Annotated in this window: 21 protein-coding genes and 3 pseudogenes; 10 read left to right on the forward strand and 14 right to left on the reverse strand. The window is 40.9% G+C overall.

The features are described from left to right. Window positions 1–10: 10 nt before the first annotated feature. Window positions 11–1641: pseudogene (locus tag RRG12_RS07100) on the reverse strand (GldG family protein). 153 nt (window positions 1642–1794) lie between these two features. On the opposite strand from RRG12_RS07100, the pseudogene RRG12_RS07105 reads away from it, so the two are divergent. After that, a pseudogene (locus RRG12_RS07105) lies at window positions 1795–2169 on the forward strand (four helix bundle protein). A 42-nt stretch (window positions 2170–2211) separates the two neighbouring features. Here the strand turns inward: RRG12_RS07105 and RRG12_RS07110 are convergent. Both RRG12_RS07110 and RRG12_RS07115 read right to left on the reverse strand, forming a co-directional pair. Beyond that, a complete protein-coding gene (locus RRG12_RS07110; RefSeq protein WP_420758812.1) occupies window positions 2212–3024 on the reverse strand; it encodes an ABC transporter permease in 813 nt (270 codons plus the stop codon). Then, a complete protein-coding gene (locus tag RRG12_RS07115) occupies window positions 3025–4026 on the reverse strand; it encodes an ABC transporter ATP-binding protein (RefSeq protein ID WP_420758813.1) in 1002 nt (333 codons plus the stop codon). It lies immediately after the preceding gene. An 845-nt stretch (window positions 4027–4871) separates the two neighbouring features. Here RRG12_RS07115 and RRG12_RS07120 point away from each other — a divergent pair. After that, window positions 4872–5744, forward strand: a complete 873-nt coding sequence (locus RRG12_RS07120; RefSeq protein ID WP_069071585.1) for a DUF4397 domain-containing protein — start codon at window positions 4872–4874, stop codon at window positions 5742–5744. A gap of 452 nt (window positions 5745–6196) precedes the next feature. After that, a pseudogene (locus tag RRG12_RS07125) lies at window positions 6197–6458 on the forward strand (hypothetical protein); the annotation flags it as partial. Between the two features lie 305 nt (window positions 6459–6763). Here the strand turns inward: RRG12_RS07125 and RRG12_RS07130 are convergent. The 3 genes from RRG12_RS07130 to RRG12_RS07140 all read right to left on the reverse strand — a co-directional run bounded on the left by RRG12_RS07130 (window position 6764) and on the right by RRG12_RS07140 (window position 11124). Next, window positions 6764–8500, reverse strand: a complete 1737-nt coding sequence (locus RRG12_RS07130; RefSeq protein ID WP_069071623.1) for a diflavin flavoprotein — start codon at window positions 8498–8500, stop codon at window positions 6764–6766. Between the two features lie 270 nt (window positions 8501–8770). After that, window positions 8771–9283: a phosphate-starvation-inducible PsiE family protein gene (locus tag RRG12_RS07135; RefSeq protein WP_069071584.1), complete on the reverse strand. Its 513-nt coding sequence runs from the start codon at window positions 9281–9283 to the stop codon at window positions 8771–8773. Window positions 9284–9393: 110 nt separating this feature from the next. Further along, on the reverse strand, window positions 9394–11124 hold the full coding sequence (locus RRG12_RS07140; RefSeq protein WP_069071583.1) for a diflavin flavoprotein: 1731 nt from the start codon (window positions 11122–11124) through the stop codon (window positions 9394–9396). A 210-nt stretch (window positions 11125–11334) separates the two neighbouring features. On the opposite strand from RRG12_RS07140, the gene RRG12_RS07145 reads away from it, so the two are divergent. Next, a complete protein-coding gene (locus tag RRG12_RS07145; protein WP_420758814.1) occupies window positions 11335–12285 on the forward strand; it encodes a 1-aminocyclopropane-1-carboxylate deaminase/D-cysteine desulfhydrase in 951 nt (316 codons plus the stop codon). A gap of 25 nt (window positions 12286–12310) precedes the next feature. Here RRG12_RS07145 and RRG12_RS07150 read toward each other — a convergent pair whose 3' ends face one another. The 4 genes from RRG12_RS07150 to bcp all read right to left on the reverse strand — a co-directional run bounded on the left by RRG12_RS07150 (window position 12311) and on the right by bcp (window position 15382). Continuing rightward, a complete protein-coding gene (locus RRG12_RS07150) occupies window positions 12311–13468 on the reverse strand; it encodes a cysteine desulfurase family protein (RefSeq protein ID WP_420758815.1) in 1158 nt (385 codons plus the stop codon). A gap of 5 nt (window positions 13469–13473) precedes the next feature. Continuing rightward, window positions 13474–14100 carry a restriction endonuclease subunit R gene (locus tag RRG12_RS07155; RefSeq protein ID WP_420758816.1) on the reverse strand — a complete coding sequence of 209 codons (627 nt, stop codon included), beginning with the start codon at window positions 14098–14100 and terminating at the stop codon, window positions 13474–13476. Between the two features lie 75 nt (window positions 14101–14175). Beyond that, the gene (locus RRG12_RS07160) at window positions 14176–14832 is read right to left on the reverse strand and encodes a type I restriction endonuclease (protein WP_420758833.1); all 657 of its coding nucleotides are present in this window, start codon (window positions 14830–14832) and stop codon (window positions 14176–14178) included. A gap of 70 nt (window positions 14833–14902) precedes the next feature. Continuing rightward, window positions 14903–15382, reverse strand: coding sequence for a thioredoxin-dependent thiol peroxidase (gene bcp / locus RRG12_RS07165; protein ID WP_420758834.1), 480 nt, complete (start codon window positions 15380–15382; stop codon window positions 14903–14905). A gap of 104 nt (window positions 15383–15486) precedes the next feature. On the opposite strand from bcp, the gene RRG12_RS07170 reads away from it, so the two are divergent. From RRG12_RS07170 to RRG12_RS07180, 3 genes are all read left to right on the forward strand, one after another. Next, on the forward strand, window positions 15487–16341 hold the full coding sequence (locus tag RRG12_RS07170) for an FAD-binding domain-containing protein (RefSeq protein WP_420758817.1): 855 nt from the start codon (window positions 15487–15489) through the stop codon (window positions 16339–16341). Beyond that, on the forward strand, window positions 16338–16766 hold the full coding sequence (locus RRG12_RS07175; protein WP_420758818.1) for a hypothetical protein: 429 nt from the start codon (window positions 16338–16340) through the stop codon (window positions 16764–16766). The genes RRG12_RS07170 and RRG12_RS07175 overlap by 4 nt, the downstream gene beginning before the upstream one ends. A 667-nt stretch (window positions 16767–17433) precedes the next feature. Next, window positions 17434–17754 (forward strand): hypothetical protein, encoded by a 321-nt coding sequence (locus RRG12_RS07180; RefSeq protein ID WP_069073338.1) that lies wholly within the window; start codon window positions 17434–17436, stop codon window positions 17752–17754. Window positions 17755–17839: 85 nt separating this feature from the next. Here RRG12_RS07180 and RRG12_RS07185 read toward each other — a convergent pair whose 3' ends face one another. From RRG12_RS07185 to RRG12_RS07200, 4 genes are all read right to left on the reverse strand, one after another. Then, complete coding sequence (locus tag RRG12_RS07185; RefSeq protein ID WP_420758819.1) at window positions 17840–18169, reverse strand: DUF2103 domain-containing protein; 330 nt, start codon at window positions 18167–18169, stop codon at window positions 17840–17842. Between the two features lie 5 nt (window positions 18170–18174). Further along, on the reverse strand, window positions 18175–18501 hold the full coding sequence (clpS, locus tag RRG12_RS07190) for an ATP-dependent Clp protease adapter ClpS (RefSeq protein WP_069073336.1): 327 nt from the start codon (window positions 18499–18501) through the stop codon (window positions 18175–18177). 216 nt (window positions 18502–18717) lie between these two features. Continuing rightward, on the reverse strand, window positions 18718–20748 hold the full coding sequence (locus RRG12_RS07195; RefSeq protein WP_420758820.1) for an FAD-dependent oxidoreductase: 2031 nt from the start codon (window positions 20746–20748) through the stop codon (window positions 18718–18720). A 251-nt stretch (window positions 20749–20999) separates the two neighbouring features. After that, the gene (locus RRG12_RS07200; protein ID WP_420758821.1) at window positions 21000–22187 is read right to left on the reverse strand and encodes a glycosyltransferase; all 1188 of its coding nucleotides are present in this window, start codon (window positions 22185–22187) and stop codon (window positions 21000–21002) included. 895 nt (window positions 22188–23082) lie between these two features. On the opposite strand from RRG12_RS07200, the gene RRG12_RS07205 reads away from it, so the two are divergent. From RRG12_RS07205 to RRG12_RS07215, 3 genes are all read left to right on the forward strand, one after another. After that, window positions 23083–24366 (forward strand): proton extrusion protein PcxA, encoded by a 1284-nt coding sequence (locus RRG12_RS07205; RefSeq protein ID WP_420758822.1) that lies wholly within the window; start codon window positions 23083–23085, stop codon window positions 24364–24366. Window positions 24367–24560: 194 nt separating this feature from the next. Further along, window positions 24561–25037: a hypothetical protein gene (locus tag RRG12_RS07210; RefSeq protein WP_069073333.1), complete on the forward strand. Its 477-nt coding sequence runs from the start codon at window positions 24561–24563 to the stop codon at window positions 25035–25037. Window positions 25038–25462: 425 nt separating this feature from the next. Next, entirely contained in the window at window positions 25463–26374 is a 912-nt protein-coding gene (locus RRG12_RS07215; protein WP_420758823.1) for a polyphosphate kinase 2 family protein, read from the forward strand. The last annotated feature ends 50 nt before the right edge of the window (window positions 26375–26424 follow it).

Consider the following 26424-nt stretch of genomic DNA (forward strand, 5'->3'; position numbering starts at 1 on the left):
CTCTTCCGATCTACCGTCGTTTCCACCAGAGAAGAACTGCGATCGCAAACCCAATTAAGGGTAAAACCAATAAAGACGACACTATTAAAAGATTGCCTTGGGTAGTAGTCAGGGTTATTCGACGGTTTTTCGGTTCTTTGGGGCGAATGGAAAGGGGTTGCTGATCCTGTTGACTCAGCCAAGTAACTGAGTTGAGGAATACATCTCCATTTAGTTGCTGTTGAAACAAGCCATCGGTAGCGAAGTTAGAATTTCCTAAAACTATTAACCTTGACTCGGTAGCTGTTAAGCAGGGGGAGTGGGGGGAGTTTGAGCTTGGGTGGTTGGTGATGGTAGGGGTGAAGGTGTTGGTGAAGTTTGGGGAGTGGTAGCAGATTTAGCTGCTTGTTTTCTTGTTAAGGCAACACCCAAGGTAAGAGGCCCTGGAAGGTCTTTATCTGCATTAAACTCCAATTTTTCGCTTTGGAGGTCGCTTTCTGCCCAACTGCTGGGGTAGGGTTTGGTTCGTAGTAGTGGAGTAGCCTCAACACCAGGTACAGAGGTAATTTCTAGTGGTCGTGCAACTGGATAAAAAGAATTACCGTTACCGAAATCTTTGGTAATTGGATGTTGTCCGTATTCTGTAATTAAGGGCGTTGCAGGGCCAAGTCCTATCACGCTTTCACCTGAAACATCGACTGCTAAACGATTATCTAAACGAACACCCCACTCTTGTAGCAAGCTGTTAAGTTTGGGATCGGTATTAGGGTCAATCATCAACAGTAAGTTACCGCCACGATTCAGATATTCTTGTAAAGCTTTGACTTCGCCCTCAAACAGCCCTCGCTTGGGGCCAGCTACTATGACGACAGCGGCATCTTGAGGAACTTTGGAGGTTTCTGCTAGATTCAGCGGAGATGTTGTAAAGTTTTTGTCGCCTAATCCCTGAACTGCTTGTGATATTGCATCTTTACCAGCCGAAAGTTGGCGTTCGCCATGACCTTGGAGTAAGTAAACTTTGGCTGTGGTTGAACTTGTTAGTTGTTGCAGGCGACTAGTTAATCTGATTTCTGACAGACGCTCATTTTGATTGACTGTTTGCACTAATTGCCGTTTATCGCCAGATTCTAAATAAACTTCCCCGTAATCTTTGACGCCAAACTTTTCTGCTAGTCCTGGTCTTGTTTGGGGGTCAATATACTCATATTTAAATTTTGAGCTTTGTCGTTGATAATTTTCTAGCAATTCTTGGTCTTGGGGATTCTGGTTAATATCAAACACCCACACCTTAACCGGCTCTGGTAATGCACTTACTAATTCCCGTGACTGGGGCGCAAGGGTAAATAATTGAGCTTCCGTTAAGTCTGCCCGCCAGTGATAGCGAGTTCCCAAAAAGTTAATCAATCCCAATATTGCCAATACTGCTAAAGTTGCCACTAGGGCATTAGTCCCAGCTTGGGTAGAACGACGCTTCCACCAGTTAGTCTGATAGCTTTGCCATATTATCCCCAACCCACTAATCACAATTCCCGTAATTAAAAATATTAATGGAATTAGTCCCCACTGTTCAGAGACTAATCCAACTGTTAAGCCGACAGTAATTAGGAATGGGCCTAACCAAAATAAATATTTCCACAGTTTATTTTTTGCAACTATTTTCATATTATTTGTCATTTGTCATTTGTCATTGGTCGTTGGTCATTGGTCATTGCTTGTTGGTCATTGGTCATTTCTCTAAAAATGGTGACAAGTAAAAATATATGGATGAGAATTGAGTGACTAAAAATAAGTAAAGTAAGCAAGATAACTGAATAAATGGCAACAAAGCGTTTCCAATAATTACAGGTTTATCAATTATCAGAACAATTAGCTGATGACATTTGGAAAATTGTTGAAGGATGGAATTTTTTTGCAAAAGATACGATTGGTAAACAGATTGTACGTTCGGCAGATAGTATCGGTGCGAATATAGCAGAAGGTGTAGGAAGAGGTAGTTTTCAAGAAAATAGACGTTTCATAAAAATAGCAAGAGGCTCTCTCAATGAAACTCAACATTGGTTAAGACGAGCTTACACTCGTAACCTTTTAACTACCGAACAGATAAATGCAATCAAAACAATCATTAACGAACTAGCACCAAAATTAAACTCCTACCTAAACTCAATTGGCAATGTACCAGATAACAAATGACAAATGACAAATGACCAATGACCAATGACCAATGACAAATGACTATTGCCTTTGAAAGCGCAGTGCATCAATTGATTGAGCGGTGAGAAAGATGCCCAAAAAAATATAACTGCCGAATAAAATGAAGGTGCTGGTATCAAAAATGCCTTGGATTAATGTGTTGTAATGTTTCAGCAAAGATAGATAACCTAAAGCTTCGCCGATGGGGCCAGGGACAATTTTGCCGATTAAATCAATCAATAACAATAATAAAATTACTGCAAAGGTAAGAACGGCAGACAGAATTGTGCTGTCTGTTAATGAGGAAATAAACATTCCTACAGATAAAATTGCTGCTGCTAGCAAGATTAATCCAAAATGGCCCAGTAAGGGAATTGAAGGCGCCATTGGTGGATTTGAGGCACTAATAGCGATCGCTTCAAACACTAGCATGGGTAAAACCATCGTGGTAAAAAATGTTAGCACGCCTAATAATTTACCTACCGCCACCGCCCAATTGGTGATTGGTGAGGTGGCTAATAGTTCTAAAGTGCCCCGCTTCCGTTCTTCGGCATAGAGTCCCATTGAGAGTATTGGCAGGATAAACAACAATAGCCATCCCATGCGATCCAAAAATGCTCGGACAAATTCGTAAGGGACATCTATCGGCGGTACTGGTACTCCCATCTGTTGCCCTTGTGCATCTATTGCCGCAACTCCTAACAAAATGCCATCTGGCCCTAGCAAAATCATCACGAAGAATAACCCCGCGAGAAACCAAAATATACCTGCGATCGCATAAGCTAATGGCGATACAAAATAACTCTGCAACTCCCGGCGATAAATGGCAATGATATTACTCAGTACTACACCCATTTACGCTGCCTCTCCTTCTTTATCTGCTGCTAAGTCTACCTCAGTCTCGAAATTCTTTTCTTCTGTGGTCAGTTGCAAGAATACGTCTTCTAAGGTAGCGTTTACTCGCCGCAGTTCATGTAAACCAAATCCTGCACGCACTAATGTTGTGACAATATCCTTTCCTGGTTCTTTTCCCGGTTGCGATATTACCCGCAGGTAAGCGCGATTTGCCTGGGGTTGATGACCGGCTGTCGGAATTGATTCTATCAGACTCACACCCGCGACTTTTTGCAATACCTGTTTCGCTAGAGCAGCTTCTCCTTCTATTTCCAATTCATACCCTGAACCACCTGTCAACTGGGTCATTAGGTTTTCTGGTGTATTAGTTGCTACGACTTTGCCGCGATTGATGATGGCGACACGGCTACAAGTCATACTCACTTCTGGCAGAATGTGGGTGGAAAGAATAATTGTGTGAGTCCCAGCAAGGCTTTTAATTAAATTCCGCACCTCAATTATTTGTCGAGGATCGAGTCCAACGGTGGGTTCATCGAGAATGATTGCTGGTGGATCGTGGACGATCGCTTGAGCAATTCCGACTCTTTGGCGGTATCCTTTTGAGAGTTTGCGGATAATTACCTTTCGCTTATCTTCTAGGTTGCAGCGTTCGATGGCGGCTGTTACTTTGTTGGGGCGATCGCCTGCTGAAACTCCTTTAATTCGGGCGACAAAATGCAAAAATCCCTCCACCGTCATATCTGGATACAACGGTGGTGTTTCCGGTAAATAACCAATGCGTTGGCGTACAGCCAGGGAATTTTCATGGACATCATAACCAGCAATCCGGGCATTTCCATTGGTTGCCGGTAAATAACCAGCCAGAATCCGCATGGTTGTGGTTTTTCCAGCGCCATTGGGGCCTAACAAGCCTAAAATCTCCCCAGGCTCGACGCTAAAAGTGACATCAGTAATCGCTGGGGTAGAGCCGTATATTTTACTCAGATGTTCAACTTCAATCATCCGTATAGTGGCGATCGCAATTTATAGAATACCCAACAATCTTAGATCACGATATTGGGTATGGGGGACTGGCACTAAGATTAGCCGACAACGGGTAAAGTTCCTGAAAATCTAACTACCGAGCAAGCTTCTTTACAAGGGTTGGGGAAAAATTAAAGCCTTTCTCCTTGTAAGGCTTTGTTAAAGTGAAACCGTCACACTCACCGACATCCCGCCCAGAACTGAAGTTCAGGGCTGATAGCTGAAGTCTACTTAAGTGGACTGAATTGATCATTTAGTCCACTTGAGTGGACTTTAGCTATGAGACTCAGAATTCATAGAGAATTGTGATTGCGATGTCGGGTGAGGTTGTGTACACGCCGGATGGGGAGGCGGTGGAATTGCAGGAGATGATGCGGCGGTTTGGGGTGCAGAAGTAAATACTGCTCACTATGTCAACTACCTACATATATAACTACACATATAAATTCGTTATCAAGCAACTAATACATTATTAAATGGTTAAATGACAGCTATTAACCGCTTAATTGTCCTTGCATTCTCCTAAAAATCGTGAAATATTAGAACTATGAAGTGCGCTATCAACAAACTTCAAGCAGCCTCCACCAAAGCATTTGTCACGTTGGACACTTGAAGCCAGCCACTATATGTGCTGCTGCAATGATATTCTGCCCAAGTCTAATGTCTTGAGGCGAACGTTATTGTGCGCCCGTTGTCTTTTACGTTGACAAAACCTGCATCTATATCCCCATACATAAAAAATCTTTGTGATGATTATCGCATCATTTTTTATGCAAAACAAAGCTTGATCATTTGTTATTTTTGTCTCACGATAGGAGGAAGATATGTTTCTAACAAGACGATTATTCTTAGGTGCTTTGACATTATCTTTAATTAGTTTGACTAGTTATCCATACAAAGGTTTAGCCTATTCTCAACTATCTACAGAGCCTTCACAAAAATTGCCCACTGGAAGCCTAAGTCTACTAGATTCTCTTCTAAACCCTTATAGATGCCCTGCCAAATTAAGAGTTATTAACGCTGCGGTTCCTACTGCATCACCAGTTGATGTGATTGTCAACGGTCAAAAAGTTTTGGAGAATGTAGATTTTCGTCAAGCTAGTAAATATGTAAATGTAACACCAGGAAATATTAATGTACGTTTTGTGCAATCTGGTACTTCCAGTACAATTGCTTCTAGAACCTTTACAGGAGCGCCTAATAGTGCTTATACAGTAGCGATCACAGGAACACTACAAGGTCCCTCAGGTCAACCATTATTTAATCAATCACCCTTTGTGATTCCAGAGGATTTAACACAGCCTAATCCAGGTAAATTTAAAGGACGTTGGTATCGCTTTTCGGAAACTAGCGCTGTTATAGATTTCCGTATTAGCAAATCCTCTAGCCCAAATGTGGATGAAACTCGTATCACAGACCTAACACCCAAAACTGCTATTCCTTACCCAGAACTTACGGCTGGTACATATAACTTCAATCCAGTTCTACCTGACCAATTTGACCCATTGATCAATAATGCCTTCAACCCACCAATCACAGTAGAAGTTGCGAATCAACAAGTCCCGCCCGGAGTCATTTTTGATGTAATTGCTACAGGTAATGGCTTAGGCCAAGCACCTAACTCACTGCTACTCACAACTGCCTCAACACAAACAGCGCCTCCTAATGCCAATGGGTGTTATCAGATTGTGCAGTAAGCAATATCAACTTAGTGAGGCATTTTTAGCCATAGGAATCAATCTTATTAGGACTTACGCACTGTACAACTTAATCATGGTATGCATATACGAAAATGGGTCGTTTCAGCCTTTTATTAATCGTTCTTCGATGGTCATCTGTAGGGGTTTAGCAATGCTAAACCCCTACGACAGACGTGCTTTTTCAAAGAACCCATATTTGGTATTTTCTGTCAATGCGTAAGTCCTACTTATTTAATTTTTGAAAAAACTGTATAACTATTGAAGCGGAAGCGGCTGATTCAATCAGACCCGCTTTAGTAGTTATTAATGTGACTGCCAAGCAACTGACCACATCGCCGTTGCAGTTACTCTAATTACTGCTTGTTTGGGGTTGAGTGCTAACAAAATATCAGCAGATACTGGAATCACAAAATTAGCTGATATTCTTCAAATCAATCTTAGAGGTAAATCTTCCAGAGTTAGATGAACTATTTTTATATTTTACAGAATCTAAAGCAACTAGTGATCTTATAGTTGATATTTTAGAGGATTTTTGAAAGTCACAACGTTGGCGATAAGTTAGTCACTCAAACTTATGCTAATGGGGTGCGTTTAACTAAAGAAGCTATGCAAGAAATTGAAAATAAAATTTCACGTTTGACTAATTTGGGTCAAGAGAATTTACCAAACGTAGGCAAGTGGTTTGTTGATATTTGTTACGGAGCAACGTAATTGTTAGAAGTTAAATAACAGTTTTTCGTGCAATAGCCATTCTCCTCACTGCGCTCTTTTATTGTTGAGTGCAGACATTTATCTTGCATATATTTTGTTAGGAGAGAGCAGTTGCTGTCGGCAACTGCTCTCTCCCTTTCAGAATGATTATCATTTTTATTAACTGTATATTTTATTCTCTGGAAGTCCCTCACGAAAAACTTCCTAACCCCCAACTCGTCGCGGGAAGGGGGAAAATTCAAAGTCTCTCTCCTTTTAGGAGAGAGATTTAGAGAGAGGTTTTTCAAATACCGTAAAAAGTCAGATTAATAATAGCTGCCAGATTTCCGATACTCTAAAGCAGTGACACCATCGTTTTCCAAAACTTCACCATGATTGATGACGGCATAAATTAACCATCGATCGCCACATTCAAGCTGATTTTGCACTGTACATTCTAAATAGGCTAATGCCTCATTCAGAATCAAACAACCATTTAGAGCCGTTTTTGTGGCAAGATTTGCAAAGGGATTATCGCCTAAAGTGCTATGACGAGAAAAATAGCGTCGGACATTTCTTCCTTCTTTGAGGATATTTAGCACAAATTTATCACCAGGATGATGCATTAAATCTGCATTCTGCTCATTAGCGATCGCAATCATAATTCCTGGCGGGTTAAAAGTTGCCTGGGATACCCAAGAAGTTAAAACGCCTTTGTGGGCTTCTTCATCACGAGTTGTCACAACACACAGAGAACCAATGATCCGCCCCACCGCTTGTTCGGTACGATCTACATGGGTTTCTGTGACAATCTGGCGGGAAGTCCGCAGTTTTTTAGTTTTCTTCAAGTTTTGGGCAAAAAAAGCACCTGCTTCTTGACACTGTTGGAGAATCTCAGGAGTCGGACTGAAACGCACCCGAATCGTTTCAAACCCTAGTTGATAATTTGCATCTTTGAGCTTGCTTTCTAGTAAATCAATTGCCTCGCCACTCCAACCGTAAGAACCAAACACCCCTGCTAACTTAGTTTTAGCCGCCACAGAGAGAACTATTCCTAAAGCAGTTTGAATTTGAGTTGGTGCATGGCCGCCTAAAGTAGGTGAGCCGATAATCAAGCCATCGCAGGTTTCGACAATGCGGTTAATCTCCGCAGAATCGGCTAGTTCACAGTTGATTGATTCTACATTAACTCCATTTTGGACTAAACCTTGAGCGATCGCATTCGCCAAAATTGCTGTATTTCCATAAGCAGAAGCATAAAGCAAAGCGACACTTAATTCTTGAGATTTTTGTCCTTGACACCATTGGCGGTAATCATAGGTAAAACGACTCAGGCTGTAACGAACAACCGGGCCGTGTGCTGGAGCATAACATCTGGCTCCCAAAAGCGATATTTTATCTAAGGCTACTTCGACTTGTTTCGCTTGGGGCGCATGGAGACATTCAAAATAGTAACGACGTTCCGCATCTAATCCCTTCCAATCTTCATCAAACAAAGTATCTTCGCAAATATGAGCGCCAAAAAGTTTATCAGTGTAGAGAATTTTTGTAGCGGCATCGTAGGTACAAAGTCCATCCGCCCAGCGGGGAGTCGGTACAGAGATAAATGATAGAAGATGTCCTTGTCCTAAATTTAGAGTATCCTGCGATCGCATCGCTTGAATAGGTGATTCAAATTCGGGAAAAGCGGTTTTGAGAGCATTGGCGGCGGGGCGAGAACAAATGAGAGTAGCTTGAGGAACCAGAGAGAGCAATACTCGCAAGGTTGCTCTGCGGTTCGGGTTGACATGACTGAGAACAATGTAATCGAGGGAGATGAAATCTAGATGTTGTGCAAGTTGCTCAAGGTAAATTTCGGTAAAAGATTCGCCGGGAGGGTCAATTAAAGCCTTTTTATCAGCTTGAATCAGATAAGAATTTGCTGTAGTCCCTCGTTGGCGGGAATATTCCACCTCAAATTTTAATCTGTCCCAAGTCCGCGATCGCAGAATCAGAGTATTTTTACCAATTTCAGCAACTTGTACATCTCTAGGATGACTGGTAGTTAAAGTATTTGCAGACATAATAACCTCTGTTAATAATGGGGGATTGGGAATTGGGCATTGGGAATTGGGAATGGGGAATTGGGCATTGGTTATTATCCTTGTCTCCCTCATCTCCCAATACGGTTCGGTTAAAGGGGAAAGGGAAAAGGGGAAAGGTTTTGAATACATCCTTTACCCTTTACCCCTTACCCTTTCCCCAGACCACAAGGAAAATGAAAAATGCTTATCCGAACCGTATTGCCTCATCTCCCTAACTACTCTCCACTCCCCACTCCCCACTCCCTATTTTTAATGACCATTGGTTTGTGTTAATTCAGACTTAACTCGGCTTCTATAGCGTTTAGATACTTGTTGTTCGGGATCGATACCTTCAAAAGTAGGGGGTAGCCAAACTCGGAGTAACAGTAGTATTCCCAGCACTAATAAAAAGGCACAAGTTGCTAAAACTTGACTCCAACTTGTTTCTAAAACACCTTTAACAATGACTTCTCGCAAAGCGGAAACGATGGAAACTTCAACAGCTACCCCAATAGATACTCGATGTTCCTGTAGGTAAATAATCAGTAGTCGGAATAACTCAACTAAGATAAGTAAAAAGAGAATATCGGCAGTAACAGCATGAAAATCTAGAGGTGGAAGCAAGGAGAGAAACATATCTCTCACCTGAAGCACCATGAAGCTAAATAAACCGATACACAAACAAATCACAATCACATCTTGGATAAATTCCAAGGTTCGCACAACGCGCCCCCGATTGATTTCATACATACTAATCGGGGTGTTCTCAACAGATTTATACATAGTTTTTTGGGAGTTGTAGAGACGCGATTCATCGCGTCTGTTGGGGAACAGGGGAGCCTAATGATAAATGACAAATGACCAACGACCAATGACAAATGACAAATGACAAATTAGTAATGATTGCCAATTTTCCGGTGATGGACGGCGGTAAGTGCATCTAGCTTGGCAACTCTTCCAGTTTGAACAGTGCTATAAATTACCCAATGATCGCCACAATCCATGCGACTAGTAATTTCACATTCCATGTAAGCCAAAGCTTCAGCTAAAACAGGCGATTCATTTTTAGCTGGATATGTTTTCACTCCAGCAAATCTATCTGCACCAGGAGCAAAACGCTTGAGAAAGTGTTTCATTAATCCTTGATATTTGCCTTCTTCTAAAACATTTAAAACAAAGCGATCGCCAACGTGCATCAAGGATTCAATTGCCCGATCTTTGGATACTGCGATCGCCACTCCCAAAGGCTCAAGACTTGCTTGTGTCACCCAAGAAGCCAGCATTGCACTCTGAATTTCTCCTTTTTTGGCGGTGATGATGTATAATCCTGTGCTAATCCGCCCTAAAGCTTTCTCTAACTCGGTATTGATAGATTTTATCTGTTTTATGGTGCGATCGCGGTTCAACCATTGACCCATATCTGTCCCCGCTTCATCACAAAGCTGTTCCGTTGCTTGGGTAGGAATTTCCTTAACTAAAATAGGTGGAAAAGCTTCAGTTAATCCCAGTTCTTGAAACTTATTACGTAAAGGATAAACAGGTTCATCTTCTCCACCTCCTGACTCTAATAAACCAATTGCCTGCTTCTTGTGAACAGCAGCTAAAATCGTACTTAAAGCCGCTTGAGCTATCACCAGAGATTGGGGTGGCATTGCAATTACTAAACCAGAAGATTGTGCAACTAATTCTCGAACTTCTTGAGGCTCGGAACTATTAAGAGGAACTAATTCTACTGCCACACCTGTTTTCACACATCCATGAGCTATGGTACGGGCTAAATGCTCACTATACCCGTAATCTTCAACATAAAATAGAGCCACTAATGTCTCTGTTTTTGCTTGTTCTAAACTCCAATTTTGATAGCGCCCCAGCCATTCAGAGATATAGTGTTGTAATAAAGGGCCATGTCCCGTGGCAACTGTTTCTATTTTTAAGTTTTCAATCCGCTTTAAAGCTGTCAAGACAGACCGAGCATTAGGCCCCATCAGGCAATCATAATAATATTGAAAGTCTTCCTCAAGTAAGGTGATATTTTCATCATAAGTGTGGTCATCACAGTAATGCATCCCAAACACATCACAGGTGTAGAGAGTGCTAGTTTTGTGGTCATAAGTCAAGATTGTGTCAGGCCAGTGTAAGTTAGGTGCAGATATAAATTCTAATTCGTGTCCATTGCCTAAATCTAATCGCTCTCCACTTTTCACCTGCATTGATTTAAACGGCTGATGAACCATATTTTCTAGAAATTGAATAGCTACCTTTGCACCAACAACAGTAATTGAGGGAGCTAATTGTAAAATATCTTTCACTAACCCACTATGGTCTGGTTCCGTGTGGCTAATAATCAAATAGTCTATCTTAGCCGGATCAATTAATCCCGCCACTACCTCAAGATATAATTCCTCAAACTTCCGGTGAGATGTGTCAACTAAGGCAACTTTTTCTCCCTGAATTAAGAAAGAATTATAGGTTGTACCATTCTGTAAACCAAACTCGACATCAAAACGTTCTCTATCCCAGTCGAGACAACGAATAGCAGTTGTTTGAGGAGCAATTTCAACAGTTTGAATCGTCAAACGTCCTGGGTTGGGAGTAGCTTGAGTAAGCTCTATGAGTGCAACCATTTGTTTTCTCCAAAAATATTTTTGTCTGAAGAGAGCGTTATGTTTCTTATGTTTACTTGAAATACTCAATTAGTAAAATGCCAATTTCTAAAGCTAATCATCAGAAAGTTTTATTCGTCATTTACCATTGAATTGCTCAATGTTTATCATTACTTTTATCTTCAATAATGAATGTGAGAAGATATAAATACTAAGTTAAAATGTTTATGGATGTCGTTAATATTTTTTCCTCCTCCCATACAACAAATCAACAGCGAAATTGCTCTCCAGGCTGGTGTTACTCTGTATATGCTGCGCTTGGATCTCATGCACCCGTGGGTTAACGGCAATAAGTGGTTCAAGCTGAAATACAATCTTTTAGAAGCCAGAGAGAAAAATTTCACAACGCTGTTAACCTTTGGCGGTGCTTATTCTAATCACATCTATGCAACTGCGGCGGCTGGTAATCTTTTTGGTTTTCGCACCATCGGCGTAATTCGTGGGGAGGAGAGGCTACCATTAAACCCAACGCTGAGTTTTGCTGTACAGCAGGGTATGCAGCTTGTGTACCTGAACCGCGAGATGTATCGACAGCGCAACACACCAGCATTACAGGAATATCTGCAACAACGTTTCGGCGAGGTGTTTATGATTCCCGAAGGCGGGAGTAATTTAAATGGTGTGCGCGGCTGCACAGAGATAATTATTGGTGATGCGATTGCATTTAATCATATATGCGTTGCTTGCGGTACGGCTACCACACTGGCGGGGATTGCGCTTTCGTTGGATCAAACACAAAGAGCGATCGCATTTCCCGTATTGAAAAATGGGGCATTTCTTGCCCAAGAAATCGAAACTTTATTGACAAATTACCTCACCTCTGATTTACCTGCACCATATACTTCTCCCGCTTCCTGGGAATTGGTATGTGATTACCATTTTGGCGGCTATGCAAAAGTGAACGATGAGTTACTACTATTCAGCCGGCAGTTTACACAGGAACATGGCGTACCTCTCGATTACGTATATACTGCCAAAATGTTTTACGGAGTGATGGATTTACTAAAGCAGGGATTTTTTTGTAAAGGCGATCGCTTGTTGCTAGTACATACAGGCGGCTTACAAGGCAATGCCGGTATGGAGGAGCGTTTTCAGAAGTTTACTAAAATCTCATGGACGTAGCAATGCTACATCTCTGCTAGGGTTCTTACCGTTTATTTTGTAAACTTTGAATGGTAGCGATCGCATGTTTCGCCACAATATCAATCTCCTCTTGGGTATTGAAGCGTCCAATGCCAAACCTCACTGAGGCATAAGCTAGCTTTTCTGAATGTCCCAATGCTGTGAGAACATGGGAAGGTGCAGTATTTGCCGACGAGCAAGCAGAACCAGAAGATATGGCCATTACTGGCTGCAATCCTAACAAAAGTGCCGCACCATCCACTCCCTCAACACTGATACTCAAGTTTCCCGCCAATCGCTGTTGCGGATGTCCGTTGAGATGAATTCCTTCAACTTGCGAAAGCTGTTCCCACAATCTTTGTCTTAACTGGGTGAGGCGTTGGGTTTCTGTTGCTTGTTCAGCCAAAGCGATTTCTACAGCTTTGCCAAAGCCGACAATTTGCGGTGTATACAATGTACCAGAACGCATTCCCCGCTCGTGTCCACCGCCGTGTTGCTGGGGAGCTAGTTTTACTCTGGGATCGCGTCTGCGGACGTACAGCGCTCCAATACCTTTGGGGCCATATACTTTATGTGCTGTTAGCGACATCAAGTCAATTTTCATCGCTTGCACATCTAAGGGAATTTTACCAATAGCTTGGGCTGCATCGGTATGGAAAATGATATCGTGTTCATGGCACATTTCTCCAATTTCTGCCAAAGGCTGTAATACGCCAATTTCGTTATTTGCAGCCATCACCGATACTAAAATTGTCTCAGGACGGAAAGCTTTTTTTAACTCAGTTAAATCAATCAGTCCATCTTTTTGGACAGGGAGAATAGTAATTTCAAAACCGAGACTTTTTAAATAATTACAAGGATCAATAACTGCATTATGTTCAGTGGCAACAGTAATAATATGCTGACCTTTTTTAAAATAAGCTTCGGCAACACCTTTAATAGCTAAATTATTTGCTTCTGTTGCACCACTCGTAAACACAATTTCTTCTGGTTTAGCATTAATTGCTGCTGCTAAAATTTCTCGTGTTTGCTTCACAGCGGCTTCTGCTTCCCAACCATAAACATGACTAATACTTGCTGGGTTGCCAAATTTTTCTGTGAAGTAGGGAAGCATTGCTGCCAGTACCCGTTCATCTACGGGTGTAGTAGCGTGACAATCAAGGTAGATAGGACGAATCGACATAATTATTAACTCAAACTTTGACTCAAATTTTTTAATACGCTTAGAACTTGATACAGTTCATTTTTTCTCCTCAACAGACTAAATTCATCAGACAATGCATACTTTGGTATATTTTGTTTAGTCAGTTTTATAAAAATGAAATGACTACCATTTGTTACTAATCCAAAAGTAGGTTTGTCTTGACTAGGATTAGCCAGCATATAAACAAGTGCTTGAGGTATAGCTTCTAAAAGAGAAAAGCTAGCCCTTTTAGATTCAATTACTAACAACCAGAATTGTTCTTGAATAACTAAAACATCAATTCTACCTCTAATGATTTCTCCTTCATCTTCCGCAGAAATTTCTATTGATTCCTCGCCTCTCATATAAAAAGGCTCATCATAAAATCCAGCTAAATTGAGTAAAGGAGATAAAACTACTAATTTCACCGTTTCTTCTGACAAAGGAGGACGCTTGACTAAACGGAGAAAATGAAATTTTATTTTGTCTAAATCTTGCTTTTCTAAATCTGTAATTTCCGGTAAATTTTCAAACCATTCTGTAAAAAATGCCTCATTTTCGGCTAGCTGTAGGCTAAATCTTTCCTCCAAATAGGCAAGCCCGACATTTTGTGCTTGGATAAATTGAACCATAATTTATTTACAAGATGCAATATAACTATTACGAAACTGTTCTAGTATTAATCTAGATAAAAATAGCAAAGAAAATTAACTTAAAAGTTGACCTATCTTTTTTAATATATTCAAAACTTTATATAATTCATTTTCACATCTATATAAAGTGAATCTATCAGATAAAGCATACATTAGTTTATCTTGTTTTATCAACTTGATAAATTGGAAATCTTCTCCATTCATTACCAAGGAATATGTAGGACGATCAGGCTGAGGATTTGCCAGCATATAAGTTAGTGCTTGAGGAATCGCCTTTGCCAAGGAAAAACTAGACCTTTTAGATTCAATTATCAGTAACCATAGCTGATCTTGGAGAACTAAGACATCAATTTTACCTTTAATAATTTCTTTAGTATCTTCGGTAGTTACTTCATCATCAATGATAAAATCTTCACTAATTTCTACACTTTCTTTAGTAGCAATATAAAAAGGAGGACGATAAAAACCAGCTAAATCTAACAACGGAGATAATACTACCAATTTTACTGCTTCTTCTAAAAGAGGAGCATTTTCAAGGACGTTAAGATAGTTATTTTTAACTCTGTCTAAATATTGCTTTTCTAATTCGGAAACTTCAGGGATATAGTCAAACCACTCTGTAAAAAATTTATCATCTTCAGATTTATAGAGAGCAAATTTTTTCTTTAAGTAGGCAAGAGTGACATTTTGCGCTTGGATGACTTGAATCATATTTATTTCAACTTGCAAAAAGTCTAATTCCTGACTTTAATTATCACGCAGTTTCTAGCATCCAGCCGCGTTACGTAGCTGCTAATTCCCGTAATTTAGTTAAAACTGCCTGAGCATGACCTTTGGTTTTCACATTAGGCCAAGTATATACAATGATTTTATCAGGTGAAATTAGAAAGGTTGACCGAGCAACACCCATATATTCTTTGCCCATAAACTTCTTTAAGCGCCAAGCGCCGTAGGCTTCGATTAAAATATGTTCTGGGTCACTTAAAAGGGTGATTGACAAGTTATGTTTGCTGATAAATTTACAATGGGACTTAGCCAAATCTGGACTTACGCCTAAGATTTTCGCTCCCAGTGCGCTGAAGTCTTGATACAACTCGGTGAAATCTTTCGCTTCGGTGGTACAGCCCGGTGTGTCATCTTTAGGGTAGAAGTAGAGGACAACCCACTGACTGCCGAGGTCGTCGAGAGTGACCGAATTGCCATTTTGGTCAGGGGTGGAGAAATCTGGCGCTGGTTGTCCGACTTGGGGAATGTTGCTCATGATGAGGGTGTGAGAGATTGTGTAGACGTAGCCCATCGTAGATATCGCTTTACAATTGTACATAGATTGAGCTATGCCTACGCACCCATTCCTATTTGCTGACAATGACTAAAGATATGCAACGCGAATTTACCAACCGCGATGAGTTGGTAGCCTACTTGCGCGAACAATTCCCAGGTGCAGCACAACGCGATCGCCACATCAGCGAAACTCTGGGGGGACGCAAAGCGGCACAAACAGCGCTGCAAAAAATCGATCCCCTTCGCTATGCCCAAACACGTAATTTCTTCACAGGCGCAGTCACGCGACTTTCGCCTTACATCCGCTATGGCGTTTTGAGTTTGCGAGAAATTCGAGATTATATCCTCAACCAAGTACAGCACCAAGATGATGCTACAAAACTAATTAACGAATTAGGCTGGCGCGACTATTGGCAACGGTTGTATATGAAGTTGGGGGATGAAATCTGGAAAGACCAGGAAGAGTACAAAACTGGTTACACTGTGGCTGAATATGCACCCGAATTGCCGCAAGATGTGAGAGAAGGAACTACAGGCAGAGTTTGCATTGACAATTTCAGTCGTGATTTGAGAGAAACTGGTTATTTACATAACCACGCACGAATGTGGTTAGCGGCTTATATTATTCATTGGCGGCGTATTCGTTGGCAAGCAGGAGCCAAGTGGTTTCTTGAGCATCTTTTAGATGGAGATCCTGCTAGTAATAATATGTCATGGCAGTGGGTTGCCAGCACTTTTAGTCATAAACCATATTTTTTCAACCGTGAAAATTTAGAACGCTACACCAAAGGCGTTTATTGCCAGAAATGTCCCCTTTACGGTCATTGTGATTTTGAAGGCAGTTATGAAGAATTAGAACAGCGACTTTTTCCTAAAGGTGAATTTAGTAAACAACCTAATAGCCAAAGTTGGCAGCGTGGAAAGAAAGGTAAAAAATGAATAAACCAATTGTTTGGGTACATGGAGATTGTCTCAGTCCATATAATCCCACATTGCAAAAATACCCCAATGCCCCGGCTATCTGGGTTTGGGATGAGGCTTTGATAGAGGAATGGCAATTGAGTCTTAAACGTCTGACTTTTATCTACGAATGTTTACTAGAGTTACCTGTTGTTATTCGCCGTGGCAATGTGGCACTGGAAATTTTGGCTTTTGCTCAAGAACATGATGCCAATTTAGTTGTCACAGCCGATAGTCCCAGTCCCCGGTTTGATGATATCTGTAATCAAATGGAGCGTTCTATAGCAATGGAAGTGCTAGAGGTAGAACCATTTTTTGACTATGACGGCTATATTGACTTGAAACGTTTCTCGCGCTATTGGAAAGTGGCTCAAAATTATGTTTATCAAAAGCCCTTACCCTAAATTCCTCTTATAAATTGGGCTACGGTGTACACACAAGTATAATTACCCCCCTTAATCCCCCCGATGCATTGGGGGGAAACAAGAAAATCTAGTTCCCTCCCCTTTCTAAGGGGAGGGTTAGGGTGGGGTAATTTGAGAACTTGTAGTGATTCGATAACTTGTGTGTACACCGTAGCCCAAATTGAGAGAAGGGAGTTGAGGGCAATTAATTTTACTTAAAAGATTTTGATTGATTTTTTAAGTAAGATTAACTCATAAGTTAATTACAACAATTGCTGCAATCATTTAAACGTTTCTTATACATGGAGGAGCAATTGTTGCAAAGTATTAAACATTTGCAGCAACTTCTTATACATTTCTTGGAAATACTTAAACCTTTCTTATACATGAAGGAGCAATTGTTGCAAAGTATTAAGCATTTGCAGTAATTGCTTATACATTTCTTGGAAATACTTAAACCTTTCTTATACATGAAGGAGCAATTGTTGCAAACACTTCAATTTTGGCAACTAGCCTTGAAGGTTAACTGAGTTATGAGTGCTGAGTTGCAAGTGAGATTTCTCACTCAGCACTCTTCAATCTATTGAGGTTTGTAAATAATTTGTATTTCTGGAAGGAATATTCCTTTAGACTGAGTTTCAACTGGAAAATGTGGGGATAAACACAAATGCATTCGTTAAATATATTTTGTCACGAATCTGTAGTTGCTGTTTCCTTTGTAGCTTGCATTATTGGACTGGTGTTACTGTGGGATAGTAAGCAAAAAACAAATGAGATGGAAGAAACAGAGCGGATTCTGTTTAGAATGAGCTTTAGTTACTGGTTGGTTTACTGTGTAGCTTTTGGCATAGAGAAAATGGTTTTACCCGATTGGGAATCTGTGCTGATGACTTTGAAAATAACTACGGCTCTGTCATATTTCTTAACTTTTTCTTGCATCGTTAGTCTGCCGCTACACAAATTTGCAGTACATCGGGTTGAGGAATAGTTATTGGGGATTGGGCATGGGGCATTGGGCATGGGGCATTGGGTAAAAAGTGAGATTCTCAATTCAGCACTCCTATCGGGCATGATTAACATCTCATGGCGATCGCTAATGACGTTTCTAGTTGATCTTGGGATAAGGTCGTTAGGATAAACACCTCTTGTACTGTTTTCCCCTGCCGTGCAATGACTTTATAGCCCCCCCGAATCGGAACTGAGACACGCAGTTGCATTTTTGGACAATGACCTTTTGACCGCCCAATCACTCCCGGTGTAACTGTTTGGATACCATCGTGCTGACAAAGACGTTCTAAAATAGGGATAAGACCAGAAAGGTGTGTCGAGTGATTCCAAACCAGTCTGGCAGCTTTTGCTTTTTGCGAAGCCGTTCCGAGAGGATCTACGGGGGGTTTGCCCATGATAATTAAGCTGCTTCTAGAGGTGCCATTGTCAAACCTGCTCGGCGCAGCTGCTGGTGATAGAGTTCCGCAGGTTCTTGGGGCCCAACCCAGACGATTGCTTGACCTTCATAGTGTACCTGATTAGTCAGATCCCACGCGCGATCGCCAGTCATCCCCGGAATATATTTCATCAAACATTCAGACACGTGTTGGAATGTATTAAAATCATCGTTTAATACAATCACTTTGTAATTCGGATAAGTCTTACGGGTAACTTGATTAGACCGTTCAGGAGCTACAGTTGGTGCTGTGGCCATCCCGTAAACATCTGCTGAAAGTGTCATAACCATACAACAATTGGTCAAGAGTATTTTACAAAACTACACTATAAGTAATTAGTTTAGTTTATTGTCTGGGAAGTGGGGAATGGAGAGTGGGGAATGGGGAATGGGGAATGGGGAATGGGGAATGGGGAATGGGGAATGGGGAATGGGGAAAAGAATTAATAACCAATGCCCAATGCCCAATGCCCAATGCCCAATGCCCCATGCCCCATGCCCAATGCCCTATTTCCAATTATCCCAGTTTTGGTTAAAAATAGATGTATCTGGGAAAGCGGTAGGGTTGCCATTTTTTTGTAAAAGCTGTTTGAGTGCTTCTAGCTGTGGCTCTTGTTTGGGTAAGTCATCGACTAATTGGTAAGGTGCGATCGCATTTTTGATGGCAAAACTAGCGACAGTCCCCGCGGCTGCGCCAGCCGACCATTCAAAGGAATGTACCCGATAGGCAGCAGCGGCAATATGACTAGTACCAATACTTTTGCCTCCTACTAGCAAATTGTCGATTTTCTGGGGAATCATCGCCCTGAGAGCAATTTGGAAGGGATAAGCTTGACCTGCACCGCGTCTTTCGCCTGGACGTTCTATATTACCAGGGGCTTCTGGGGGACTATTCAGCATACAAGGATGGAAATCTATTGCGTAGTGACCAATACCCACAGAATCGGGGAAGATGGTAGAACGAGTCCGTCGCATTGCTTTGTCTGGTGTAACTTGACCGTCAATTACTGATACTGCTTCCAAACCTGCAACTGCTGCTCGTAGCCGACGATACATATCTGCTGGCAGAGTCTTTGAATAATACTCATCATTGTAATCTCGGCGGGAAATATCAATTTCCCAGATAGCAAAGCCTTCTGGTTGTCCCCAACTAGGGCGGCCAATAATGCGGCGTCCTTCTCGCATATAGGGATATTTCGATAAGCCATGTGCTGTCCCCATTGGCGAATTTAAACCCGAAACAAAGCGATTATTAGTTCGCTGCTGCTTTACACCCTCCCCTAGTTGAGAATCTGTAGTCCCGGCTACCAACCAGTAATAGAAAGATAGGGCATTTTCCTCACCTCTGCGGAGAGTTTCTGTCCGCAGTCCTCCCATCCACCCCCCTGGCTGTAATTGCCCAGTACCTTGTAACTGTTGGCGAGTGTAAATTAGGTTATCCTGGGCTGTTCCGGGGCGGTAGTCGTTACCCCAAGTCCAGTTTTGCATGGAAATATCCCCTGGTGTCGCCGCAGTAAAACTTACACCGCCGAATTTTGCTGGTTGGCCTTTGTTTGGACTCCAAATGCGACGATAGGTAAAAACTAAATCAAAGTTAGCTAGTCGTGCTAATTCATAGCTGAAATATGGCGCATATTGTAAATAAAATGGGGGCATTGTCTGCGGTTGCGCTTCCTTGGTTGCCTCCATTGCAAAGGTGTAGGTAAACCCTTGAGTGCAATAGGGGTCATTATTGGCGCTGGATGCAGAAGGTTCTAGGTAGGAACGGGCATCAATGCCTAATCGATAAGGAACATCAGCAAGGGCGATAATTTCCCCGGTTTCGCTAGCGTCTACAACGTACCATTTCGGAGCATTCTCTTTTGCGGCTTTGGGGATGAAACGGACAATAGTTTTAGTAAACCGAGATGAGTTTTCGTAGCGATAGGCATCTTCAATACTTTGAGATAACGTCAAAGTATTGAGGGGTGGTGCGCCTTTTGGTGGTTGATGTTGGATTGCGATCGCACCATTAATTATTTTGCCATCAGCAGCGATTTCTAAATCTTTAATTACCGTATTGGGAAACCATTGCAACTTGCCTTTGCCTTTTTTTTCGGCATCTTTGAGCATCTGGGTCAAAATGGTGTGAGCATCACGGGGAAGAAAGCACGAGTCACTTACCCAACAGTCACCTGGATTAAGTTCTCCGTATTTACGCTGAATGCGGTTTCGCAATTCCAGATAACCGCGAGAATAAAATTGTTGGGAACGTTGAGTTGGTCGTTCATCTAATGCAGATGTCCCTTGAGCAGAAATTTGTCCCCCCAGCCAGTCAGTAATTTCTGTAAGGCAAACTGTTCGTCCTGCTAGCAACCCCTCGTAAGCTGTGGCTACACCAGACAGTCCACCACCCACAACTAAAATCTCGCAATTTACACTTTTATCTGGGGTTCTGGGTGGTGTGGCGATCGCAGAATCAAATGCAACTAAACTAGATATTAAATTGAGACTGATCAGCGATGTCAAGCTAAAAGCTACTTCGTGTCTACGTATCATATTAAAAAAAATCACTCCAAATCCTGTGTCACCTTGTAGAAGGTAGCATTCAGCAAATGTTCATTACAAGCTAAATTGGGCATTGGGCATTGGGAATTATGAAGAAGGGTAAAGGGGAAGGGGGAAGGGGGAAGGGGTTTGTTTCTTTACCCTTTACCCTTTAACCTTTACCCTTTAACCTTTAACCTTTAACCTTTACCCTTTACCCTTTAACCTTTACCCTTTAACCTTTAACCTCATCTCCCTCACATCTACATCAGTTCCATCTCTTTTAACCCCTGGCGTAGTCTCTTCGCTTCTTCGGGATTATACCTTTCATGAAGGGCGATCGCTTTTCTAAAAGCTGTTAAACTATCTTGATGATTACCAACTTTGAGCAACACTACCCCTAAATTTTGATAAGCTTCGGCATAGTTGGGATTTAACCCGATGGCATTTTTATAATATGCGATCGCGTCTATAAATAAACCCAAAGCCTTAAATGTCATCGCCAAATTATAATGTCCAACAACAAAAGTAGGGTCAATTTTCAAAGTTGTGGCGTAAGCGGTTTTTGCACCGTTGAAATCCCCTGCTGCTTTGAGTAAGTTGCCCAAGTTGTTGTATGCTCCCAATTTGAGTATGGGATAAATTGGCAATTTGATGGCAGCTTGATAGTGAGAAATCGCTTGTGGGAATTTTTTCAACCGATTGTAGGCAATACCTAAATGATAGTGGAGTTCATATAAAATATCGTAGTTGTCTTCAACAACGGTGATTCCTCGTCTCAGTAACTCCATACCTTGGGTAATTTTCCCAGTTTGTACATACAATGCCCCTAATTTACTGCAAACATAGGGATCATCAGGATGAGTTGCGAGAAATCCTTCCATCGCCGTAGCGGCTTTAGCATATTTGTTATTTTGAGCGATCGCACTTTTTTGATATCCTACGTGTGAAAGTGCCACCCCTGGTAAATAGCCCACTTGCCAATGGGGTTCTTTAGTTAAAATTGCTGCCACACTATCATCCACTAAGGCATGATAAGGACGGTCAAAACGAATATCTGGATGATTGCGGAATAGCCTGGAAACCAAAGAATAGGGAGATTGTTCTGCACCAACTTCATGGCGAACGAGGTTGATTAGCAGGTATTCATCTCTTGCGATCGCCTCTTGTAACTGCGGTACAATTGCTGGATTCAGAGTTTCATCAGCATCTAATACCAGAATCCAATCACCAGTGACATATTTTAGAGCTGCATTGCGAGCAGCACTAAAGTCATTACACCATTTAAAATGATAGACTTTTGCACCGAGTTGTTGGGCAATATTGGGAGTGCGATCGATTGAGCCTGTATCCAAAACTACCATTTCATCTACTACTTTTCTGACACTGCTCAGACATTTAGGCAGTGTTGATGCTTCATTTTTCACAATCATGCACAGACTGAGTTTCATATTGCCAATAAATTCTGGGTTCGGATTTTTTGCTTGCTGTAGTGACCAACTTTTATTTTGTGCCGAGATGGCAAGAGGCTGCGCTATGCACTAAATCGTCTCACACCTCTTGCCAAAATGGGGAAAAGACCTTGCGTGCTGGCTCCCCTACATCAAGCTGTAAAGTGTAATTTTAATCTGTGTCACCAAAACAGGGAGTGGGGAGTAGGAATAAAGTTGCCCTTGGGAGGAACATCCCTACAGTCATTGGCCACGGCGAAAGCTGGGTTGCGATCGAGTAGGCAATAAAGTTGCCCTTGGGAGAAACATCCCTACTCCCTCTTCCCTCTTCCCTACTCCCTACTCCCTCATTAAACTATTGACAGATAATCTACACACCTTATTTATGATATTGAAATAAATTAATTTTTCGTAGTTAATTTTTTGTTACAAAAACCAGAGCTACGACTTACCCTACTAGTATTTCAAATAAATAGTCATATATATTAGAACTTACGCACTGTACAACTTAATCATCGTATGAATATACGAGAATGGGTCGTTTCAGCCTTTTATTAATCGTTCTTCGATGGTCAGATGTAGGGGTTAAAGCACATTGCTCATGCGTGTCAACTTAAGCCAAAAATAGCGTACTGATTAGGTGTTGTTCACCCGCCAGGGATTGTAAATCCCTGACTAATTGCTCAAGTCTACTGAAGTAGACTGAAAATTTTTGCGCTATGAAGTCCTCTTCAGAGGACTTTAGCTATGAGACAGGGATTTACAATCCCTGGCGGACGTGAGGTTTCGCGTTAAATTGACACCAATGAGCAATGTGCTTTACATCTACGACAGACGTGCTTTTTCAAAGAACCCATATTTGGTATTTTCTGTCAATGCGTAAGTCATATATATAATGAAAAATTCATTCGCAAAAACACCAGCATTATTCCGCCGAAGACTCAAAAGATACTTGCGATCGCTTAAACATTGGTTTTTAGATACACCAGAAAGGGCACTATTAGAAGCTCAAGAAGCAGCTCAGAGAATTAGAAACATCGAGATCGAACATTTTGGTAACAAAAAAATATCTTCAGAGTCAGTAAAGTATACTGAGAATGTCATGTCGTATTGGCAAGTATACCTTGATAAAAATTTAACTATTATCAAGTTCAGACTTGCAGAATTCCAGATGAGTCGGGGGATTATCAATATTTCTAACTCTGTTTTATTAGAAACGCTAAAGGACATTGATAAAGTTGTCGAAAAGTACGCTATAAAAGATGAAATAATTAGTAATAGCGCATTAGAATCAACTTCTAAACCCCCACAAATTAACCGTATTGAAATTAACAAACAGCCAGATTCATCTAATACAAGTGATGTTAAAGCAACGCTTCAATCTGAAAATAATAGAGTGTTTCAGAGGTCTATAAGCAAAGCATTTAATAGAGTTAAATCAGATTTTGCGCCGCAGTCAGAAGAAGAATTTGTCAGGAAATATAGAGTTTCTAGCAACAGAACAACAATTGCCTTAAGATTTTTGATAACTCTTATTGTTGTACCACTTTTAGCTCAATATTTATCTAAGCAATTTTTAGTAACTCCAATATTAGAAAAGATGAGAGGAGATAATACAACTCAAATTTTTATCAATTCTGACATGGAAAAAAAAGCTCTCCATGAATTATATATTTTTCAAGAAGAACTTAGATTTGAATATTTGCTTAATCAAGCTCCACCACTTTCTTCAGAGACAACACAAGAAAAACTTAAAAATAAAGCAGTTGAAATGTCTGAAGAATTCCGCGCAAAAACTAATAGTAGTGTTGGTAATGTTTTTGCTGACTTAATATCACTACTTTCTTTTAGTATAGTTGTCGCTCTGAGCAAAAAAGAAATTGTGATGTTTAAATCTTTTTTGGATACCATTGTCTATGGTCTTAGCGATAGCGCTAAGGCTTTTTTGATTATTCTAGTTACAGATATATTTGTAGGATTTCACTCACCAGAGGGCTGGGAAGTCTTACTTGCAGGATTCTCAGAACATTTAGGTCTGCCAACCAGTAGAAATGTAATATTTTTCTTTATTGCTACATTTCCCGTGATTTTAAACACTATCTTTAAATACTGGATATTCCGCTATCTCAGTCGTTTATCTCCGTCGGCATTAGCTACGTTAAAAGAGATGGACGAGTAATTTGTAATTATCCCAGTCATAAATTCGCTTACTTTGAGCAAAGAATAGGTTTTTTACCATAAAATAATTACGAATTACAAATTACGTTAGCGCAGCGTTAGCGACGCAGGAGCGTCATTACGAATTATTTCGACTCATTTCCATTCTGATTCGCTACGCTATGTATATATATCCTGGTTATTCCCAAGCGTGCTATGGATTTTGAAAGCAAAGCTAATGTTCCAACTCCTAAAGACAATATAGAGTTTGCTCAACCAACTACTACCCGTAAACCACTAGAATTGCTGCGAGATACAGAGGCTTTGCTACGTCGCCCAACTGTAGCAACACTGTCACCGATTTTGCCATCAAAACTTAGCAATAGATTCCAAGCAACCTCATCTTGGGCAGATGATTATTTTAAGGAACTGGCAGAAATTGACCTAGACACTATTAGTGATTTTGAACTGCGTCCTGCACGAATTCTTATCGGCTTGAGCTTGGTTGGTTTTGGAGCGCTGATGATATTGGTGCTGCTGCTGTATTTAAACACGTTGCATCCACAACTCAATACAGTTGAACAGATTCGGCAATATTGGTATCAATATGTTTGGTTTGTCAGTTTAGGTGTTACGGGGATGTTTCTCTTGGGTCGTGAAGCGATGCGTCCTATGCCAAAGCGACGTAAGTAACTAGTACCGCAAGGCGGAATTCGTAATTCGTAATGACGCTCCTGCGTCGCTAACGCTGCGCTAACGTAATTCGTAATTAATTGTTTGCAAGGGTTTCAGACATTTAAAATGGTGAGATAGCGCGGTCTTCTCCCAAAGGGAGCGGAATTTTTCTTGCTCCTCCCTTTCCGTTTCCCAGAGGGAGGCTGGGAGGGAGAGGTTCATCGAACTCACGTTAATTTAGACTTTTCAAATAACCTCTAATAAAGATTTAGAAAGAGCTACAAAACTTGCCGATGACGAAGATGGGGACTTAAACCCACAGAATTGGTTAAAAGTGATGAATTTTGAATCAAAATTATTATTTAATTAATAAATTATAACTTTCAGTAATTAATACTTCAAAATGTGATTGTGTATTAAGTAGCCGTTACGAGATTCTATACATGAATCATGATGCTTTCATTGTTCCGCCAGGTTCAAAGATTTCTCTGAGAAAAAACTATGATCCAGCTTACAAGACTGATTTTCATGAAAAAACTGATGCTGCAATTAAATTACAGGCAGATATTGAACGACTAGCAAATTACCAAAATATTCTCTATGCTCAAAACACCCATGCTTTGTTAATTATTTTTCAAGCGATGGATGCTGCTGGCAAAGATAGCACTATTAAACATGTGACCTCTGGTGTGAACCCGCAAGGATTTCAGGTGTTTAGTTTTAAGGGGCCGAGTGCAGAAGAATTAGATCATGACTATCTGTGGCGATCAATGAAAGCTTTGCCAGAAAGAGGCCGAATTGGAATATTCAATCGTTCATACTATGAAGAAGTGCTAGTAGTTCGTGTCCATCCAGAAATGCTTAAAAAACAACAACTTCCCCACTTGTCTGAGGGAAAGAAAATATGGAAACAGCGTTTTGAAGAAATCAATAATTTTGAAAAATATTTGGTAAATAATGGTGTAATCATCCTGAAGTTTTTTCTGAATGTATCGAAAGCAGAGCAGAAAAAACGCTTCTTAGAACGAATTGAATCTCCTGAAAAACATTGGAAGTTTTCAGATAATGATGTCCGAGAACGAGCTTTTTGGGATGATTATATGAATGCTTATGAAGAGGTTTTTAACTACACTAGTACTAAATGGGCCCCTTGGTATATTATTCCTGCCGATCGCAAATGGTTTACCCGCCTGACCGTTGCCAATATTATCTGTACAAAATTAGAAGAACTAAATCTACAATACCCAACAGTTAGTGAGGAACATAGGCAGCAACTTTTACAGGCTAAACAGATTCTAGAGCAGGAAGATGAGCCTATAGACTTGATAGGTAAAGGCAAAAATATCTTAAAGTAGTTCGAGATATACTGTACAATTTATTGGAACAAGGACAAAAGATTGTAACT

It is taken from the genome of Nostoc sp. CALU 546 (genome assembly GCF_048836525.1).

Bases quoted from the DNA above. Each gene is read 5' to 3' on its own strand.
- RRG12_RS07145 (WP_420758814.1), top strand. From the start codon at position 11,335: ATGTCGTTAATATTTTTTCCTCCTCCCATACAACAAATCAACAGCGAA.
- RRG12_RS07200 (WP_420758821.1), bottom strand. From the start codon at position 22,187: ATGAAACTCAGTCTGTGCATGATTGTGAAAAATGAAGCATCAACACTG.
- RRG12_RS07120 (WP_069071585.1), top strand. From the start codon at position 4,872: ATGTTTCTAACAAGACGATTATTCTTAGGTGCTTTGACATTATCTTTA.
- RRG12_RS07215 (WP_420758823.1), top strand. From the start codon at position 25,463: ATGAATCATGATGCTTTCATTGTTCCGCCAGGTTCAAAGATTTCTCTG.
- clpS (WP_069073336.1), bottom strand. From the start codon at position 18,501: ATGGTTATGACACTTTCAGCAGATGTTTACGGGATGGCCACAGCACCA.
- RRG12_RS07135 (WP_069071584.1), bottom strand. From the start codon at position 9,283: ATGTATAAATCTGTTGAGAACACCCCGATTAGTATGTATGAAATCAAT.
- RRG12_RS07175 (WP_420758818.1), top strand. From the start codon at position 16,338: ATGAATAAACCAATTGTTTGGGTACATGGAGATTGTCTCAGTCCATAT.
- RRG12_RS07130 (WP_069071623.1), bottom strand. From the start codon at position 8,500: ATGTCTGCAAATACTTTAACTACCAGTCATCCTAGAGATGTACAAGTT.
- RRG12_RS07185 (WP_420758819.1), bottom strand. From the start codon at position 18,169: ATGGGCAAACCCCCCGTAGATCCTCTCGGAACGGCTTCGCAAAAAGCA.
- RRG12_RS07195 (WP_420758820.1), bottom strand. From the start codon at position 20,748: ATGATACGTAGACACGAAGTAGCTTTTAGCTTGACATCGCTGATCAGT.
- RRG12_RS07160 (WP_420758833.1), bottom strand. From the start codon at position 14,832: ATGATTCAAGTCATCCAAGCGCAAAATGTCACTCTTGCCTACTTAAAG.
- bcp (WP_420758834.1), bottom strand. From the start codon at position 15,382: ATGAGCAACATTCCCCAAGTCGGACAACCAGCGCCAGATTTCTCCACC.
- RRG12_RS07110 (WP_420758812.1), bottom strand. From the start codon at position 3,024: ATGGGTGTAGTACTGAGTAATATCATTGCCATTTATCGCCGGGAGTTG.
- RRG12_RS07210 (WP_069073333.1), top strand. From the start codon at position 24,561: ATGGATTTTGAAAGCAAAGCTAATGTTCCAACTCCTAAAGACAATATA.
- RRG12_RS07205 (WP_420758822.1), top strand. From the start codon at position 23,083: ATGAAAAATTCATTCGCAAAAACACCAGCATTATTCCGCCGAAGACTC.
- RRG12_RS07140 (WP_069071583.1), bottom strand. From the start codon at position 11,124: ATGGTTGCACTCATAGAGCTTACTCAAGCTACTCCCAACCCAGGACGT.
- RRG12_RS07150 (WP_420758815.1), bottom strand. From the start codon at position 13,468: ATGTCGATTCGTCCTATCTACCTTGATTGTCACGCTACTACACCCGTA.
- RRG12_RS07170 (WP_420758817.1), top strand. From the start codon at position 15,487: ATGACTAAAGATATGCAACGCGAATTTACCAACCGCGATGAGTTGGTA.
- RRG12_RS07155 (WP_420758816.1), bottom strand. From the start codon at position 14,100: ATGGTTCAATTTATCCAAGCACAAAATGTCGGGCTTGCCTATTTGGAG.
- RRG12_RS07180 (WP_069073338.1), top strand. From the start codon at position 17,434: ATGCATTCGTTAAATATATTTTGTCACGAATCTGTAGTTGCTGTTTCC.
- RRG12_RS07115 (WP_420758813.1), bottom strand. From the start codon at position 4,026: ATGATTGAAGTTGAACATCTGAGTAAAATATACGGCTCTACCCCAGCG.